The 17,002-nt window shown below is 38.8% G+C and carries 17 protein-coding genes; all 17 read left to right on the top strand.

Features of this window, described 5'->3' with window-relative positions:
- The first annotated feature begins 31 nt into the window (after window positions 1-31).
- The 17 genes from ligA (at window position 32) to pheT (ending at window position 16,909) form a co-directional block, all read left to right on the top strand.
- A complete protein-coding gene (gene ligA / locus DQN23_RS03205; RefSeq protein ID WP_111712699.1) occupies window positions 32-1,990 on the top strand; it encodes an NAD-dependent DNA ligase LigA in 1,959 nt (652 codons plus the stop codon).
- Between the two features lie 20 nt (window positions 1,991-2,010).
- Window positions 2,011-3,036 (top strand): diacylglycerol kinase family lipid kinase, encoded by a 1,026-nt coding sequence (locus tag DQN23_RS03210; RefSeq protein WP_020916486.1) that lies wholly within the window; start codon window positions 2,011-2,013, stop codon window positions 3,034-3,036.
- Between the two features lie 318 nt (window positions 3,037-3,354).
- A complete protein-coding gene (locus tag DQN23_RS03215; protein WP_006532331.1) occupies window positions 3,355-3,558 on the top strand; it encodes a F0F1 ATP synthase subunit C in 204 nt (67 codons plus the stop codon).
- Window positions 3,559-3,596: 38 nt separating this feature from the next.
- Window positions 3,597-4,316 carry a F0F1 ATP synthase subunit A gene (gene atpB, locus DQN23_RS03220; RefSeq protein WP_020916487.1) on the top strand — a complete coding sequence of 240 codons (720 nt, stop codon included), beginning with the start codon at window positions 3,597-3,599 and terminating at the stop codon, window positions 4,314-4,316.
- A 14-nt stretch (window positions 4,317-4,330) separates the two neighbouring features.
- Window positions 4,331-4,828: a F0F1 ATP synthase subunit B gene (gene atpF / locus DQN23_RS03225; RefSeq protein WP_111712700.1), complete on the top strand. Its 498-nt coding sequence runs from the start codon at window positions 4,331-4,333 to the stop codon at window positions 4,826-4,828.
- On the top strand, window positions 4,828-5,364 hold the full coding sequence (locus DQN23_RS03230) for a F0F1 ATP synthase subunit delta (protein WP_020916489.1): 537 nt from the start codon (window positions 4,828-4,830) through the stop codon (window positions 5,362-5,364). Before atpF ends, DQN23_RS03230 begins: the two co-directional genes overlap by 1 nt.
- A 15-nt stretch (window positions 5,365-5,379) precedes the next feature.
- Window positions 5,380-6,885: a F0F1 ATP synthase subunit alpha gene (gene atpA, locus DQN23_RS03235; protein WP_020916490.1), complete on the top strand. Its 1,506-nt coding sequence runs from the start codon at window positions 5,380-5,382 to the stop codon at window positions 6,883-6,885.
- Between the two features lie 14 nt (window positions 6,886-6,899).
- A complete protein-coding gene (locus tag DQN23_RS03240) occupies window positions 6,900-7,775 on the top strand; it encodes a F0F1 ATP synthase subunit gamma (RefSeq protein WP_020916491.1) in 876 nt (291 codons plus the stop codon).
- 67 nt (window positions 7,776-7,842) lie between these two features.
- On the top strand, window positions 7,843-9,249 hold the full coding sequence (gene atpD, locus DQN23_RS03245; protein ID WP_020916492.1) for a F0F1 ATP synthase subunit beta: 1,407 nt from the start codon (window positions 7,843-7,845) through the stop codon (window positions 9,247-9,249).
- A 12-nt stretch (window positions 9,250-9,261) separates the two neighbouring features.
- The gene (locus DQN23_RS03250) at window positions 9,262-9,678 is read left to right on the top strand and encodes a F0F1 ATP synthase subunit epsilon (protein WP_020916493.1); all 417 of its coding nucleotides are present in this window, start codon (window positions 9,262-9,264) and stop codon (window positions 9,676-9,678) included.
- Between the two features lie 128 nt (window positions 9,679-9,806).
- Window positions 9,807-10,043, top strand: a complete 237-nt coding sequence (locus DQN23_RS03255) for a DUF1146 family protein (RefSeq protein ID WP_111698364.1) — start codon at window positions 9,807-9,809, stop codon at window positions 10,041-10,043.
- A 61-nt stretch (window positions 10,044-10,104) separates the two neighbouring features.
- The gene (gene murA, locus DQN23_RS03260) at window positions 10,105-11,379 is read left to right on the top strand and encodes a UDP-N-acetylglucosamine 1-carboxyvinyltransferase (RefSeq protein WP_043895004.1); all 1,275 of its coding nucleotides are present in this window, start codon (window positions 10,105-10,107) and stop codon (window positions 11,377-11,379) included.
- Between the two features lie 3 nt (window positions 11,380-11,382).
- Window positions 11,383-11,571 carry a DNA-directed RNA polymerase subunit beta gene (locus tag DQN23_RS03265; RefSeq protein ID WP_020916495.1) on the top strand — a complete coding sequence of 63 codons (189 nt, stop codon included), beginning with the start codon at window positions 11,383-11,385 and terminating at the stop codon, window positions 11,569-11,571.
- A 104-nt stretch (window positions 11,572-11,675) separates the two neighbouring features.
- Window positions 11,676-12,542 carry a DNA/RNA non-specific endonuclease gene (locus DQN23_RS03270; RefSeq protein ID WP_020916496.1) on the top strand — a complete coding sequence of 289 codons (867 nt, stop codon included), beginning with the start codon at window positions 11,676-11,678 and terminating at the stop codon, window positions 12,540-12,542.
- A 291-nt stretch (window positions 12,543-12,833) separates the two neighbouring features.
- Window positions 12,834-13,877, top strand: coding sequence for a phenylalanine--tRNA ligase subunit alpha (gene pheS, locus DQN23_RS03275; RefSeq protein WP_111712701.1), 1,044 nt, complete (start codon window positions 12,834-12,836; stop codon window positions 13,875-13,877).
- A 32-nt stretch (window positions 13,878-13,909) separates the two neighbouring features.
- Window positions 13,910-14,434 carry a GNAT family N-acetyltransferase gene (locus tag DQN23_RS03280; RefSeq protein WP_058833150.1) on the top strand — a complete coding sequence of 175 codons (525 nt, stop codon included), beginning with the start codon at window positions 13,910-13,912 and terminating at the stop codon, window positions 14,432-14,434.
- A gap of 69 nt (window positions 14,435-14,503) precedes the next feature.
- The gene (gene pheT, locus DQN23_RS03285) at window positions 14,504-16,909 is read left to right on the top strand and encodes a phenylalanine--tRNA ligase subunit beta (RefSeq protein ID WP_111712702.1); all 2,406 of its coding nucleotides are present in this window, start codon (window positions 14,504-14,506) and stop codon (window positions 16,907-16,909) included.
- Window positions 16,910-17,002: the final 93 nt, after the last annotated feature.

The following is a 17,002-nucleotide window of genomic DNA, read 5'->3' on the forward strand; positions in this document are numbered from 1 at the left end:
ATTTTTCATTAGATGTGTTAAAATAGTATGTATGAAAGAACGTATTCAAAAATTGGTTGATGAACTCAACCAGTATCGAAAAGAGTATTATACACAAGACCAACCAACGGTCTCTGATAGTGAGTATGACAAGCTCTATCGTGAATTGGTAGAGCTTGAAAAGTCTAATCCAGACTTGATTTTGCCGGATAGTCCGACACAAGCAGTTGGGGGTCTTATTTTAGATGGCTTTGAAAAATATCAACATGAAACACCATTGTATAGTTTACAAGATGCTTTTTCACGTGAGGAATTAGATGATTTTGATCGTCGCGTCAAGGCAGAATTTCCAAATGCATCTTACATGGCTGAGCTTAAGATTGATGGACTTTCAGTATCGTTAGTCTACGTAGACGGTGTACTTCAAGTTGGTGCAACACGTGGTGATGGTTCAATCGGTGAAAATATCACTGAAAATGTCAAACGCATCAAAGACATTCCACACAAATTGGAAGAGCCTTTGACAATCACGGTTCGAGGCGAAGCTTATTTGCCGAGAGAATCTTTTGATAAGATTAACGAAGAACGTCGGGAAAGTGGTCAGTCAGAATTTGCCAATCCTCGTAATGCCGCAGCTGGTACCCTTCGTCAGTTGAATACTGCAGTCGTTGCAAAACGTAATCTAGCAACCTTCTTGTACCAAGAAGTGGCGTCAACAAGTATGACCACACAAAATGACGTTTTAGAAGAATTGTCTCGTTATGGTTTTTCAGTTAATCCAAAACGCATTACAACATCTTCAATGGAAGATATCTGGGCATTTATTCAAGAAGTGGCTGCAGAGCGTGATAGCCTTCCGTATGATATTGACGGTATCGTTATTAAGGTTAATAGCCTTGCTATGCAAAAAGAACTTGGATTTACAGTTAAGGCACCACGTTGGGCGATTGCTTATAAATTCCCAGCTGAAGAAAAAGAAGCTGAGATTTTGTCTGTAGATTGGACGGTTGGACGTACAGGTGTTGTTACACCAACAGCTAATTTGACACCGGTTCAACTCGCAGGAACAACTGTTAGTCGTGCGACTTTGCACAATGTGGATTATATTGCTGAAAAAGATATCCGAATCGGAGATACCGTAATTGTCTACAAAGCGGGAGATATTATTCCAGCGGTGCTTCACGTGGTTGAAAGTAAGCGTGATAAGCAAGTCCCAATGCCAATTCCTGAATCTTGCCCATCATGTGGTAGTGAGTTGATTCACTATGAAGATGAAGTGGCACTTCGTTGTATCAATCCACTTTGTCCAAGCCAGATTCAAGAACGCCTAACGCATTTTGCTAGTCGTGATGCCATGAATATCACTGGTTTAGGTCCATCAATCGTTAAGAAACTCTTTACAGCAGATTTGGTTCATGACGTTGCAGACATTTATCGACTAAGTGTCGAAGATTTGCTGACGCTCGATGGCTTTAAAGAAAAATCAGCTGAAAAACTTTACAATGCTATCCAAGCATCAAAAGCTAATTCAGCAGAAAAATTATTATTTGGTTTAGGAATCCGTCATGTTGGTGCTAAAGCAAGTCGTCAGCTCCTAGAAGTTTTTGAAAGTATCGAAAACCTTGTGGCAGCAGACGAAGAAGCTATTGCTAATATTGATGGTCTTGGAACAGTTATTGCTAAGTCATTGTGCAGTTATTTTGCAAAAAAAGAAGCTGAAGAACTCTTGGCAGAATTGAAAAATGCTGGTGTTAATTTTGCTTATCTTGGAAAGAAAGTTTCCAAAGATGCTCAATTAGCTGGTTTGACAGTGGTTCTAACTGGAAAACTCCAACGCTTAACGCGAAATGAAGCTAAAGAAAAGTTGCAGGATTTAGGAGCTAAGGTTACAGGTAGTGTTTCTAAAAAGACAGATATTGTCGTTGCAGGAGCAGATGCTGGATCAAAATTGACAAAAGCCCAAACTCTTGGGATTGACGTTCGTGATGAAGCTTGGTTAGAAAGTTTATAATTTTTTTGAGGTAATATAATATGGTCAAAAAACAAAAACGAGCACGTTTAATCTATAATCCGACCTCTGGCCAGGAAATTATGAAGAAAAACGTTGCCGAAGTTCTAGATATTTTAGAAGGCTTTGGTTATGAAACTTCTGCCTTTCAAACAACACCCGAAGAAAATTCAGCTCGCAATGAAGCTGAGAGAGTCGCAAAGGCTGGGTTCGATTTAGTCATTGCTGCAGGTGGAGATGGAACGATTAATGAGGTTGTTAACGGAATTGCTCCGCTAGAAAAACGACCAAAAATGGCAATTATTCCAACAGGTACGACAAATGACTTTGCACGTGCCCTTAAGATTCCTCGTGGAAATCCCGTTGAAGCTGCAAAAATTATTGGTAAAAACCAACTGATTCACATGGATATTGGACAAGCGTGTGAGGATACTTATTTCATTAATATCGCTGCTGCGGGTTCATTTACAGAATTGACTTACAGTGTGCCAAGTCAGTTAAAAACCATGTTTGGTTATTTAGCTTACTTAGCTAAGGGGGTTGAACTCTTACCTGGTATTCGTACGGTTCCAGTTCGAATTAAACATGAAAAAGGTGTCTTTGAAGGTGACGTGTCAATGATTTTTGCTGCTATTACTAATTCAGTTGGTGGCTTTGAACAAATCGCTCCAGATGCTAAACTTGATGATGGTAAATTCACTCTGATTTTAGTAAAAACAGCTAATTTGATTGAAATTTTACGCTTGATTCGATTAGTTCTTGATGGTGGTAAACACATCGGAGATAAGCGTATTGAGTACATCAAGACAGATTTCTTAGAAATTGAACCATTGTCAGATAAGAAAATGATGATTAATTTGGATGGAGAATACGGTGGTGATGCTCCAATTGTGCTTCGAAATCTTAAAAATCATATCACTTTCTTTGCTAACACAGATGAAATTTCAGATGATGCCTTGGTTTGGGATCAAGAAGATTTGGCTTTAGAGGCTATTGCTCAAAAATTTGCTCATGAAGTTGAAGATTTAGATGAGTCAATAGACAAATAACTCACACTTTAAATAGTAGAAAGTGTTTTCAAACTCATATGCAAAATTGACTATGAAAGCAGTTTCTGTACATTATGTCCAAAAATGTATTTTTCAACATCATTTGTATAGAAAATCTACCATAAAATGTTAGTAAATAAGGCTCATAAAGCCTAGAGGAAAGCGGATTTGACCGTTTTCCTTTTATTATTGCTCAAAAACTAAACAAAGGTTAAGTATAGTTTAGGAAAACGTTTCCTAAAACGGTGATTTCGTTGACAATTCCTTAAAATAGGACTAAAATAACGAAGTAAAAAATTTTAAAAGGAGATTCATATCATGTTGAATTTAAAAATCTTAGCACTTGGTCTTGCCGTACTAGGAGTTAGTATTGGTGAAGGTATCCTCGTTGCCAACATTGCAAAATCTGCAGCACGTCAACCTGAAATGTTCAGTAAATTGCAAACACTTATGTTCCTTGGAATAGCTTTCATCGAAGGTACATTCTTCGTCCTTCTTGCATGTACATTCTTCGTTGGATAATTCTAACTAAGAACTTTTAAAAAGAAGGAGGGATAAAGTTGGAAACATCTGTAAATCCAACAGCGCATGTCTTTGGTATTGAGTTTGACTTAACCATTTTAGCGATGTCTCTCTTGACGGTGATTATTTCCTTCGGTATCATTTTTTGGGCAACTCGAAAAATGACTTTAAAACCTAAAGGAAAACAAAATTTCATTGAGTATGTCTACGAGTTCGTACAAAATACGATTAAACCTAATCTTGGAGAATACACTCCTAAGTACAGCTTGTTGATGTTCACATTCTTCTTTTTCATTCTGATTGCTAACAACCTTGGTTTGCTAGTTAAATTGGAGTCTGAAGATTATAACTTTTGGACATCTCCAACATCAACTTTCATGGTCGATTTTACTTTATCTTTAATCGTTGCGATTGTTGTCCATGTTGAAGGTGTTCGAAAGAAAGGTGTCAAAGCATATTTGAAGGGTTACTTAAGTCCTTTCCCAATGATGCTTCCAATGAACATCTTAGAGCAATTTACTAACGTTTTGTCACTTGCTCTACGTTTATTTGGTAACATTTATGCTGGTGAAGTTGTTACTGCTTTGATTGTGGGTTTTGGTACAAAAAGCTTGATTTTTGCTCCATTGGCCTTTGCCCTTAACTTGGCTTGGGTTGCTTTCTCAGTCTTTATCGGATGCATTCAAGCGTACGTATTCACAATTTTGTCATCTAAATATATCTCAGAAGAACTTCCAGAAGATGAGGATGAATCTTAAGAAAGGAATAATCAATGGAAATACTAATCAATAGTACAAGTATTGGTAATATTATTATTACTGCTGGCTCAGTGATCCTTTTGTTGGTTCTCATCAAACTTTTTGCTTGGGAACAATTGACAGGGGTCTTTACCGCTCGTGAAGAAAAAATTGCTAATGATATTGATGGTGCAGAAGCAGCACGTAAAGAAGCAGAAGCTCTTGCTGCTAAACGTCAAGAAGAGTTAGCTGGCGCTCGTACTGAGGCCGCTCAAATTATTGATGATGCCAAAGAAACTGGTAAAAATCAAGAGATTAAAATCGTCGCTGAAGCACACGAAGAAGCTAGTCGCTTGAAAGCTAAAGCTAATCAAGATATCGAACAAAGTAAAGCAGAAGCTCTTTCAAGTGTTAAAGGTGATGTCGCTGATTTGACTGTCCTTTTGGCAGAAAAAATCATGACAGCTAATCTTGACAAAGAAGCTCAAAGTAATCTCATTGATAGCTATCTTGACAAGCTAGGAGATGCCTAATGGATAAAAAGACACAAGCTCTTGTTGAGCAATATGCGAAAAGTCTCGTAGAAATTGCTATTGAAAAAGACAGTTTAGCTGAACTCCAATCAGAAACAGAAGCTTTGTTGTCTGTTTTTGAAGAGACAAACTTAGCTGACTTCTTGTCAAGTTTAGTCGTTTCACGTGATGAAAAAGTAAAACTTGTTAGGTTGCTTCAAGAGTCTAGTTCAGTTTACATGAACAATTTTCTTGAGGTAATTTTACAAAACGAACGAGAAGCGTTCTTGAAAGCCATCTTAGAAGGTGTTCAAAAAGATTTTGTTATCGCAACAAATCAACACGATATCGTTGTAACAACAGCGGTAGCTTTAACTGATGAACAAAAAGAACGTATCCTAGCTTTAGTTGCTGAAAAATTCGGTGTTAAAGCTGGAAAACTCGTTGAAGACATTGACGAATCAATCCTTGGTGGATTTGTTATCAATGTTAACAATAAAGTAATTGACACAAGTATTCGTCGTCAATTGCAAGAATTTAAAATGAATTTGAAATAGAAAGTGGTGTGACTTTTGGCAATTAATGCACAAGAAATTAGCGCTTTAATTAAAAAGCAAATTGAAAACTTCCAGCCAAATTTTGACGTCACAGAAACTGGTGTTATCACTTATATCGGTGATGGTATTGCTCGTGCTCGTGGTCTTGATAATGCCATGAGTGGAGAACTTCTTGAATTTTCAAATGGTGCTTTCGGTATGGCTCAAAACCTTGAGTCAAATGACGTTGGTATCATCATTCTTGGAGATTTCTCTACAATTCGTGAAGGTGATGAAGTAAAACGTACTGGTAAAATCATGGAAGTACCAGTAGGTGAAGCTCTTATCGGTCGTGTTGTTAACCCACTTGGTCAACCAGTAGATGGTCTTGGTGATATCAAGACAACTGCTACACGTCCAGTTGAAACACCTGCACCAGGCGTTATGCAACGTAAATCAGTTTCTGAACCACTCCAAACAGGTCTTAAAGCGATTGACGCTTTGGTTCCAATTGGACGTGGTCAACGTGAATTGATCATTGGTGACCGTCAAACAGGTAAAACATCTGTTGCGATTGACGCAATTTTGAACCAAAAAGGACAAGATATGATTTGTATCTATGTTGCGATTGGTCAAAAAGAATCTACTGTTCGTACACAAGTTGAAACACTTCGTAAATACGGTGCCCTTGATTACACAATCGTTGTGACAGCCTCAGCTTCACAACCTTCTCCATTACTTTACATCGCTCCGTATGCCGGTGTTGCAATGGCAGAAGAATTTATGTATAACGGAAAACATGTATTGATCGTTTATGATGATCTATCAAAACAAGCAGTAGCTTACCGTGAACTGTCACTTCTTCTTCGTCGTCCACCAGGACGTGAAGCTTACCCAGGTGATGTCTTCTATCTTCACAGCCGCTTGCTTGAACGTTCTGCGAAAGTTTCTGATGCTCTTGGTGGTGGTTCTATTACAGCACTTCCATTTATTGAAACACAAGCTGGTGATATTTCAGCTTACATCGCAACAAACGTGATTTCTATCACTGACGGACAAATTTTCTTGCAAGAAAATCTTTTTAACTCGGGTATTCGTCCTGCGATTGATGCTGGTTCTTCAGTGTCACGTGTTGGTGGTTCAGCACAAATCAAAGCAATGAAGAAAGTTGCTGGTACCCTTCGTCTTGACTTGGCTTCTTACCGTGAACTTGAAGCCTTTACACAATTCGGTTCTGATTTGGATGCAGCAACACAAGCTAAACTTAATCGTGGACGTCGTACAGTTGAAGTGCTTAAACAACCTGTTCACAAACCACTTCCTGTTGAAAAACAAGTTGTGATTCTTTATGCACTTACTCATGGTTTCTTGGATGATGTGCCAGTTAATGACATTTTAGCATTTGAAGAAGCTTTGTATGATTACTTTGATGCACATTACGAATCAATCTTTGAAACTATCCGTACAACCAAAGATTTACCAGAAGAATCTGTCTTAGATGCAGCTATTAAAGCCTTTAAAGATCAGTCAGAATTCAAATAAGAGGGAGGTAGCATATGGCAGGCTCTCTTAGTGAAATCAAAGGGAAAATTATTTCAACTCAGAAAACAAGTCATATCACTGGTGCCATGCAAATGGTATCAGCTGCAAAATTGACCAAATCTGAGCAAGCAGCAAAAGATTTTCAAGTTTACGCTTCAAAAATTCGTCAAATCACTACTGACTTATTGAAATCAGAACTAGTTAATGGTTCAAAAAATCCAATGCTAGCCGCTCGTCCGGTTAAAAAGACTGGTTACATTGTTATCACGTCTGACAAAGGACTTGTTGGCGGATATAACTCAAAAATCTTGAAAGCAATGATGGATCTTATTGAGGAATATCACCAAGATGGTAACTATGCTATTATTGCCATCGGTGGTATTGGTGCTGATTTCTTTAAAGCTCGTGGAATGAACGTTGTCTTTGAATTGCGTGGTTTGGAAGATCAGCCATCATTTGAACAAGTTGGAAATATCATCGCAAAATCTGTTGAGATGTATAAAAACGAATTGTTCGATGAATTATATGTATGTTACAATCACCATGTGAACAGCTTGACTAGTCAAGTTCGTGTGCAACAAATGCTTCCAATTGCTGAATTGGATGCTGATGAAGCAGCAGAAGAAGGTGTCAGTGGTTTTGAATTAGAACCAAATCGTGAAATGATTTTGGAACAACTCTTACCACAATATACTGAAAGCCTTATTTATGGTGCCATTGTTGATGCTAAAACTGCTGAACATGCCGCTGGTATGACAGCTATGCAAACAGCAACTGATAATGCCAAAAACGTTATTAATGATTTGACAATTCAGTACAACCGTGCTCGTCAAGCTGCTATTACACAAGAAATCACAGAAATTGTAGCAGGTGCTAACGCACTAGAATAAAATGTGAGTGCGTTTTAGCCTCATAAAAAAGGGAACGACTCCCTAAAAAATCTAAAAGGAGAAAAACATGAGCTCAGGCAAAATTGCTCAGGTTGTAGGTCCAGTTGTCGACGTTGCGTTTGCTGCTGGTGACAAACTACCTGAGATTAATAATGCATTGATTGTTTATAAAGATGGCGATAAGTCTCAAAAAATTGTGCTCGAAGTTGCTCTTGAACTTGGAGACGGTCTTGTACGTACTATCGCTATGGAATCAACTGATGGGCTTACACGTGGATTAGAAGTTTTTGATACTGGTCGTCCAATCAGTGTACCAGTTGGTAAAGAAACTTTGGGTCGTGTGTTTAACGTTCTTGGGGATACGATTGACCTTGATGAACCATTTACAGAAGACGCACCACGCGAACCAATTCACAAAAAAGCACCAGCATTTGATGAATTATCAACATCATCAGAAATCCTTGAAACAGGTATCAAAGTTATTGACCTTCTTGCCCCTTACCTAAAAGGTGGTAAAGTTGGACTTTTCGGTGGTGCCGGTGTTGGTAAAACCGTTCTTATCCAAGAATTGATTCACAACATTGCCCAAGAACACGGTGGTATCTCAGTATTTACCGGTGTTGGGGAACGTACACGTGAAGGTAATGACCTTTACTGGGAAATGAAAGAATCTGGTGTTATCGAAAAAACAGCCATGGTCTTCGGTCAAATGAATGAACCACCTGGAGCACGTATGCGTGTTGCCCTTACTGGTTTAACTATCGCGGAATACTTTCGTGATGTTGAAGGACAAGACGTGCTTCTCTTCATCGATAACATCTTCCGTTTCACTCAAGCAGGTTCTGAAGTATCAGCCCTTCTTGGTCGTATGCCATCAGCCGTTGGTTACCAACCAACATTGGCTACTGAAATGGGTCAATTGCAAGAACGTATCACATCAACTAAAAAAGGTTCTGTTACATCAATTCAAGCCATCTACGTGCCAGCCGATGACTACACTGACCCAGCGCCAGCAACAGCATTCGCTCACTTGGATTCAACAACTAACCTTGAACGTAAGTTGACTCAAATGGGTATCTACCCAGCCGTTGACCCACTTGCTTCAAGTTCACGTGCCCTTGCACCAGAAATTGTTGGTCAAGAACACTATGAAGTGGCAACAGAAGTTCAACGTGTTCTTCAACGCTACCGTGAATTGCAAGATATCATCGCAATCCTTGGTATGGATGAATTGTCAGATGAAGAAAAAACATTGGTTGGACGTGCTCGTCGTATCCAATTCTTCTTGTCACAAAACTTCAACGTTGCTGAACAATTTACAGGTATGCCTGGTTCATACGTACCAGTTGCTGAAACTGTTCGTGGCTTCAAAGAAATTTTGGAAGGTAAATACGACGATCTTCCAGAAGATGCTTTCCGTAACGTAGGTCCAATTGAGGATGTAGTTGAAAAAGCTAAGAAAATGAATTACTAATGAGGTGATACCATGACATTTATGACTGTTCAGGTAGTAACACCAGATGGTATTCGCTATGATCACCATGCTAATTTTATTTCAGTAAAAACACCGGATGGTGAGATGGGGATTTTGCCAGAACACATTAACCTCATTGCTCCGCTAACAGTTCACGAGATGAAAATTCATCGTACAGATGATCCTAATCACGTGGATTGGGTAGCTATCAACGGTGGTATTATTGAGATTAAAGATAATCTTGTGACAATTGTTGCAGATTCTGCAGAACGTGAACGCGACATCGATGTTAGCCGTGCTGAACGCGCTAAGATTCGTGCTGAGCGTAAATTGGAACAAGCTCAAAGTACTCACGATAACGACGAAGTACGTCGTGCACAAGTTGCTCTTCGCCGTGCTTTGAACCGTATCAGTGTTGGTAATAAATAAAAGAAAAGGTCTGAGAATTTATCTCAGACTTTTTTGTTTTTTATTATTTTTTGATGTTTTTTTCATGAAGAAAGCTCACACTTGTGAAGTTTTTTGTTGTCAAAAATGAAATCTGATATAATAGTCCTATGGAAATTTTAAATAGTTCAGTGACTTTGATTAGTCACCTTGTTTTTATTGCAATGACCCATCAAATTCTTCGAAATTTATTTGATTGGTCAAAATTGATTAAGAATACGCCTGAGAATATTGGTCGTCTTAAAGTGTTTATTCTTTTGGTTAGTATTGCACTTGGTTATATGGTAAGTCACTTTATTTTGGAAATCATTATAGTCAGCCAGACTTTCTTCTTTGGCTTTCAATAAAAGCAATAATCGCTAAACTATGATATAATTTTGATATTATAATATAAGAATGGAGTTCATTTTGGATAAAATTATTATTGAAGGCGGTAATACACGCCTAGAAGGAGAAGTAATCATTGAAGGAGCAAAGAATGCGGTTCTTCCTCTTCTTGCAGCGACAATTTTACCGAAGGAAGGAAAGACAGTTTTAACAAATGTCCCAATCCTTTCAGATGTCTTTACGATGAATAATGTTGTCCGTGGTTTAGATATTCAAGTTAATTTTGATGAAGCAAAGAACACCATTGAAGTGGATGCTTCAGGAGATATTTTGGATATCGCCCCATATGAATATGTTAGCAAAATGCGTGCTTCAATCGTTGTTTTAGGACCAATTTTAGCGCGTAAAGGTCATGCAAAAGTATCAATGCCTGGTGGCTGCACGATTGGTAGTCGTCCAATTGACCTTCACCTTAAAGGTTTGGAAGCTATGGGGGCAAAAATCACACAAGCTGGTGGTGATATCACAGCGACTGTTGATGGGAAACTTAAAGGGACAACAATTTACATGGATTTCCCATCAGTTGGTGCAACACAAAACTTGATGATGGCAGCAACTTTGGCAGAAGGTGTGACTGTTATTGAAAATGTTGCACGTGAGCCGGAAATCGTTGATTTAGCGATGCTACTTAATAAAATGGGTGCTATCGTTAAAGGTGCTGGTACAGAGACTTTGACGATTACTGGTGTCGATAGTCTTCATGGTGCTGAACATGATGTGGTTCAAGATCGTATTGAAGCTGGAACTTTCATGGTAGCGACAGCTATGACATCGGGTAATGTTCTTGTTAAGGATGCTATCTGGGAACACAATCGTCCTTTGATTTCAAAATTGATTGAGATGGGTGTGACCGTTATTGATGAACCTGAAGGGATTCGTGTTATTGCTGATACAGCAAAATTGAAACCTGTAACGGTTAAAACTCTTCCTCACCCAGGTTTCCCAACTGATATGCAAGCGCAATTTACAGCTTTGATGGCAGTTGTCAATGGCGAATCAACAATGATTGAAACGGTCTTTGAGAATCGTTTCCAACATTTGGAAGAAATGCGCCGTATGGGCTTGCAGTCAGAAATCATGCGCGATACAGCTATGATTCATGGTGGGCTAGAGCTTCAAGGTGCTCCAGTTATGTCAACTGACCTTCGTGCTAGTGCAGCCCTTATTTTGACTGGGATGGTGGCAAAAGGAACAACAACAGTTGGTCGCTTGAATCATCTTGACCGTGGATATTACAAATTCCATGAAAAATTGGCTAAACTCGGTGCAAATATTAAACGTATAAGTGAGGCTTAAAAAATGACAAGTGGCTGGAAGTACGTAGCAAAACAGTTAGGACTAGTTCTAGTGGTTGCTCTTTTGGCTTGTTTATTTTTAGCAGTTGGATTGATGATTGGATATGCCGTCATTGGTGATGGTAAAAATCCATTCTCAATTTTATCGATTGATAAATGGCAAGCAATTATTGGTAAATTTACAGGTCAATAAGCTATTTGTATTTTAGAGCAGCTTGACGAAAATGTAGAAGTGGGATAATCGACTTTATGGTTTTGATAAAGCACGATGTTCCACTTTTTTAGTGAAAGGATTTTATGGTAAAGAAATCAAAACTGTCTAAACAGGCAAAATCATTTATTTTTTTATTAGTTTTATTGCTTAGTATTGGTGCGGGTTGGCTGACAACATCAGATTCAAGTAATCCTGTTAATCAAGTTATTTCCTTGATTACGGGAGAATCATCTGTAAAGATTGTGTCAAATCAGTCATCTGCTAATCAAGCAACGCCAAGTCAAGAATTGGCAGATTCAGTCTTAACAGACAGCGTTAAAGCTCAGCTTGGTTCAAACTTAGAATGGAACGGCGCGGGAGCTTATTTGGTTAACGGAAATAAAACCGATTTGAATGCAAGAGTAGCCAGCAAACCTTATGCCAATAACAAAACAAAAATTGTGCAAGGTCAGACTGTTCCAACGGTCGCAAATGCTTTGTTGAGTAAGTTGACACGTCAATACAGAAGCCGTGAGGAAACTGGAAATGGGTCAACCTCTTGGACGCCAGCTGGCTGGCATCAAGCCCAAAATATCTCTGGAAGATATAGTCATGCTGTTGACCGTGGGCATTTGCTTGGCTATGCTTTAGTCGGCGGCTTAAAAGGCTTTGATGCTTCAACAAGCAATCCTGAAAATGTAGCCACTCAGACAGCTTGGGCAAATGAAGCTAGTTCAGAAGACTCAACGGGTCAGAATTACTACGAAGGTCAGGTCAGAAGAGCACTTGATCAGAATAAACGTGTTCGTTACCGAGTGACTTTGATTTATGATGGCGATAATATTCTTGCTAGCGGGACACATTTGGAAGCAAAATCATCTGACGGTAGTTTAGAGTTTAATGTTTTCATTCCAAATGTCCAAAGTGGTTTAAGCTTTGATTATTATTCAGGTCAGGTTAGTGTGAATTAAGCCGCTATATTCAACCTTGTCAAATGGCAAAAAATTTGCTAGAATGGGGTGTAAATTGAATAGTGTCTTATGAGAATAGTAACCTTATGGCAGTTTAACAGGGAATGGAAGTCGTGACTGGAAGCTTCCTAGATGAAAGTTTGGCGAATTCACTCATGTTAAAGACGATGAATTAAGGTCTGCTAGTCAGATAAAAAACGGATGGTACCGCGTGTCAACGCTCCGCTATTGGAGTGTGGCACGCTTTTTTCGTTTAAAAACATTAGGGGTTGCCCCAAGGAAGGAATTTTAATGGATTTACAAGCGCAGTTAGAAGAATTAAAATCATCTACGCAAGCTAAATTGGCTGAAATGCGTGGAAACAATGCAAAAGAACTTCAAGAATTACGTGTGCAAGTTCTTGGTAAAAAAGGATCATTGACAGAATTATTGAAAGGTTTGAAAGATCTTTCTAAAGAAATGCGTCCAGTTGTCGGAAAACAAGTTAATGAAGTACGTGACGTTTTGACAAAAGCTTTTGAAGAACAAGCTAAAATCGTTGAAGCTGCTAAAATCAAAGCACAATTGGAATCAGAAAGCTTGGATGTGACTCTTCCAGGACGTCAAGTTAACCTTGGTAACCGTCATGTCTTGACGCAAATAAGTGAAGAAATCGAAGATATTTTCCTTGGTATGGGATTCCAAGTTGTTGATGGATATGAAGTTGAATCAGATTACTACAACTTTGAACGTATGAACTTGCCAAAAGATCACCCAGCTCGTGACATGCAAGATACTTTCTACATCACTGAAGAAATCTTGCTTCGTACTCACACAAGTCCTGTGCAAGCTCGTACACTTGATAAACACGACTTTTCTAAAGGTCCATTGAAAATGATCTCACCAGGACGTGTGTTCCGTCGTGATACAGATGATGCGACACACAGCCACCAATTCCACCAAATCGAAGGTCTTGTTGTTGGTGAAAACATTTCTATGGGTGATCTTAAAGGAACTCTTGAAATGATTATCAAGAAAATGTTTGGTGAAGATCGTAAAATCCGTCTTCGTCCTTCATACTTCCCATTCACTGAACCATCAGTAGAAGTTGACGTCTCATGCTTCAAATGTGGTGGTAAAGGTTGTAACGTATGTAAGAAAACTGGTTGGATTGAAATCCTTGGTGCTGGTATGGTACACCCTCGTGTTCTTGAAATGTCTGGTGTAGACTCAGAAAAATATTCTGGATTTGCTTTTGGTCTTGGTCAAGAACGTATTGCGATGCTTCGTTACGGTATCAATGATATTCGTGGTTTCTATCAAGGCGATGTCCGTTTCTCAGATCAATTTAAATAATTGATTAGCAAGAAAAAGAATTGGAGGTCATCATGGCAGAAATCAAAGTTGAAAAAGTGACCTTGGATAAGTTAGAGGCGCTGCAAAAGCTTAGCATCGATACTTTCCGTGAAACCTTTGGTTTTGATAATACCGAAGAAGAACTTCAACAATTTTTCGATGAGAATTATACTTTAGCGCAACTTGAAAAAGATGTGACAGATAAAGAATCTGATGTTCGATTTGTCAAAGTTGATGGGCGCGAGGTTGGTTTTATGAAAGTAAACTGGGGCGCAGCACAGACTGAGCATGAGTTGGAAAATGCTTTTGAAATTCAACGTATCTACATTCTTAGTGAATGTCAGGGATTTGGCTTAGGTAAGAAATTATTTGAGCTGGCGCTTGATATGGCTAAGGCAGGTGAATTTGATTGGGCTTGGTTAGGTGTCTGGGAAGGCAATATCAAAGCTCAAGGTTTCTACCATAAATACGGATTTGAAAAATTTTCAGAGCACTTATTTAAAGTTGGCGATAAAGTAGACACAGATTGGCTTATGCGAAAAGCCTTAAAAGAATAAGAGTAGAAAGGGATAAAGAAGCTTACCTGTCAAACGTATTTTGACTGCGAAAAGCTTTTAACACATATTATGTTAGTAAGTTATAAATGGTTAAAAGAGCTTGTTGATGTTGATGTTACAACACATGAGCTTTCTGAAAAAATGTCAACAACAGGGATTGAGGTTGAAGGAGTTTCATCACCATCTGAAGGATTGACAAAATTGGTTGTTGGTCACGTTGTATCTTGTGAAGATGTTCCTGAAACACACTTGCACCTTTGCCAAGTAGATACTGGTGATGATGAATTGCGCCAAATCGTTTGTGGTGCTCCAAACGTTACTGCAGGTATCAAAGTTATCGTAGCTGTACCAGGCGCACGTATTGCTGACAACTACAAAATCAAAAAAGGTAAAATCCGTGGTATGGAATCACTTGGTATGATTTGCTCACTCCAAGAGCTTGGTTTGCCAGAATCAATCATTCCAAAAGAATTTTCAGACGGTATTCAAATCTTGCCAGAAGATGCTAAACCAGGTGACAGCATTTTCCCATATCTTGATTTGGATGATGAAATCGTTGAATTGTCAATCACACCAAACCGTGCAGATGCTCTTTCAATGCGCGGGGTTGCACACGAAGTAGCTGCTATCTACGGAAAAGAAGTTCACTTCCCAGAAAAAGAACTCAAAGAAGTTTCTAAAGCTGCCAAAGACGTTATCGATGTTGCTATCGAGTCTGACAAAGTATTGACTTACAAAGCACGTGTCGTTGAAAACGTGACTGTTAAACCAAGTCCACAATGGTTGCAAAACCTTTTGATGAACGCTGGTATTCGTCCAATCAACAATGTTGTCGACGTGACAAACTACGTGCTATTGTACTTCGGTCAACCAATGCATGCATTTGATTTGAATAAATTTGAAGACAATAAAATCGTTGTTCGCAATGTGCGTGCTGGTGAAAAATTGGTCACTCTTGATGGTGAAGAACGTGAATTGACAGAAGAAGACCTTGTTATCACAGTAGCTGACAAACCAGTTGCTCTTGCTGGTGTGATGGGTGGTCAAGCTACTGAAATCGACAACGCTTCTAAAAACGTTGTTCTTGAAGCTGCTGTCTTTGATGGTACCGCCATCCGCCGCACTGGATCTCGTTTGAACCTTCGTTCTGAAAGTTCAGCTCGTTTCGAAAAAGGTATTAACTACGCTACTGTTGACGAAGCGCTTGATTTTGCGGCAGCAATGCTTACAGAATTAGCTGAAGGTGAAGTTCTTTATGGTCGTGTGGAAGCTGGTTCAGTTCCAACTGAAGATGTTGAAGTATCAACAACACTTGACTACGTAAACGTTCGTTTGGGAACAAAATTGACTTTTGCTGATATCGAAGATGTCTTTGCAAAACTTGGTTTTGGTTTGTCAGGAAATGCTGATAAATTCACAGTTTCAGTACCACGTCGCCGTTGGGATATCGCTATTCAAGCTGACTTAGTTGAAGAAATTGCACGTATTTACGGTTACGATAATCTTCCAACAACACTTCCAGAAGCTGCTGCTACAGCAGGTGAATTGACAGCAACACAAAAATTGCGTCGTAAAATGCGTTCAATTGCTGAAGGTGCTGGATTGACTGAAATCGTCTCATACGCTTTAACAACACCTGAAAAAGCTACTGAATTCACATTGCAACCAAGCAATTTAACTGAATTGATGTGGCCAATGTCAGTAGAACGTTCAGTTCTTCGTCAAAATGTTGTTTCTGGTATGCTTGATACTATTGCCTACAACGTTGCTCGTAAAAACAGTAACTTAGCAATTTACGAAATTGGTAAAGTCTTCGAACAAAAAGGCAATCCAAAAGAAGAATTACCAAACGAAATCAGCACATTTGCCTTTGCTATCTCTGGTTTAGTTGCTGAAAAAGATTTCCAAACAAAAGCAATTCCAGTTGATTTCTTCTATGCTAAAGGTATCGTTGAAGCTATCTTTAACAAACTTGATTTGACAGTTGAATATGTTGCTGAAAAAGGTCTTGCAAGCATGCATCCAGGTCGTACAGCAAGCATCTACTTGGATGGTCAGTTAGTTGGTTTTGTTGGTCAAATCCACCCACAAACAGCTAAAAACTACAACGTTCCAGAAACTTACGTAGTTGAATTAAACTTGGATATTATTGAAGCTGCTCTTCAAGCTGATAAAGCGTTTGTTGAAATCACTAAATTCCCAGCGGTTTCTCGTGATATTGCTTTGCTATTGCCAGCAACTACTACTCACAAAGAAATCGTTGCTGCTATTGAATCAGCTAAAGTGAAACGTTTAACTGATATCAAGCTCTTTGACGTCTATGCTGGTGCAAATATTGCTGAAGGTATGAAATCAATGGCTTACAGCCTTACTTTCCAAAATCCAAACGACAACTTGACTGATGAAGAAGTTACTAAATACATGGATAAAATCACTAAAGTCCTTGTTGAACAACTCGGAGCAGAAGTTCGTTAGTCATTTGAGACAATATTAGGCTATTTGGGTTAATATAGATAAACCACCGCTACGAAAGTAGTGGTGGTTTCTTGTTTATCAAAAAGCCAAACT

The organism is Streptococcus lutetiensis, assembly GCF_900475675.1.
GTDB lineage: Bacteria > Bacillota > Bacilli > Lactobacillales > Streptococcaceae > Streptococcus > Streptococcus lutetiensis.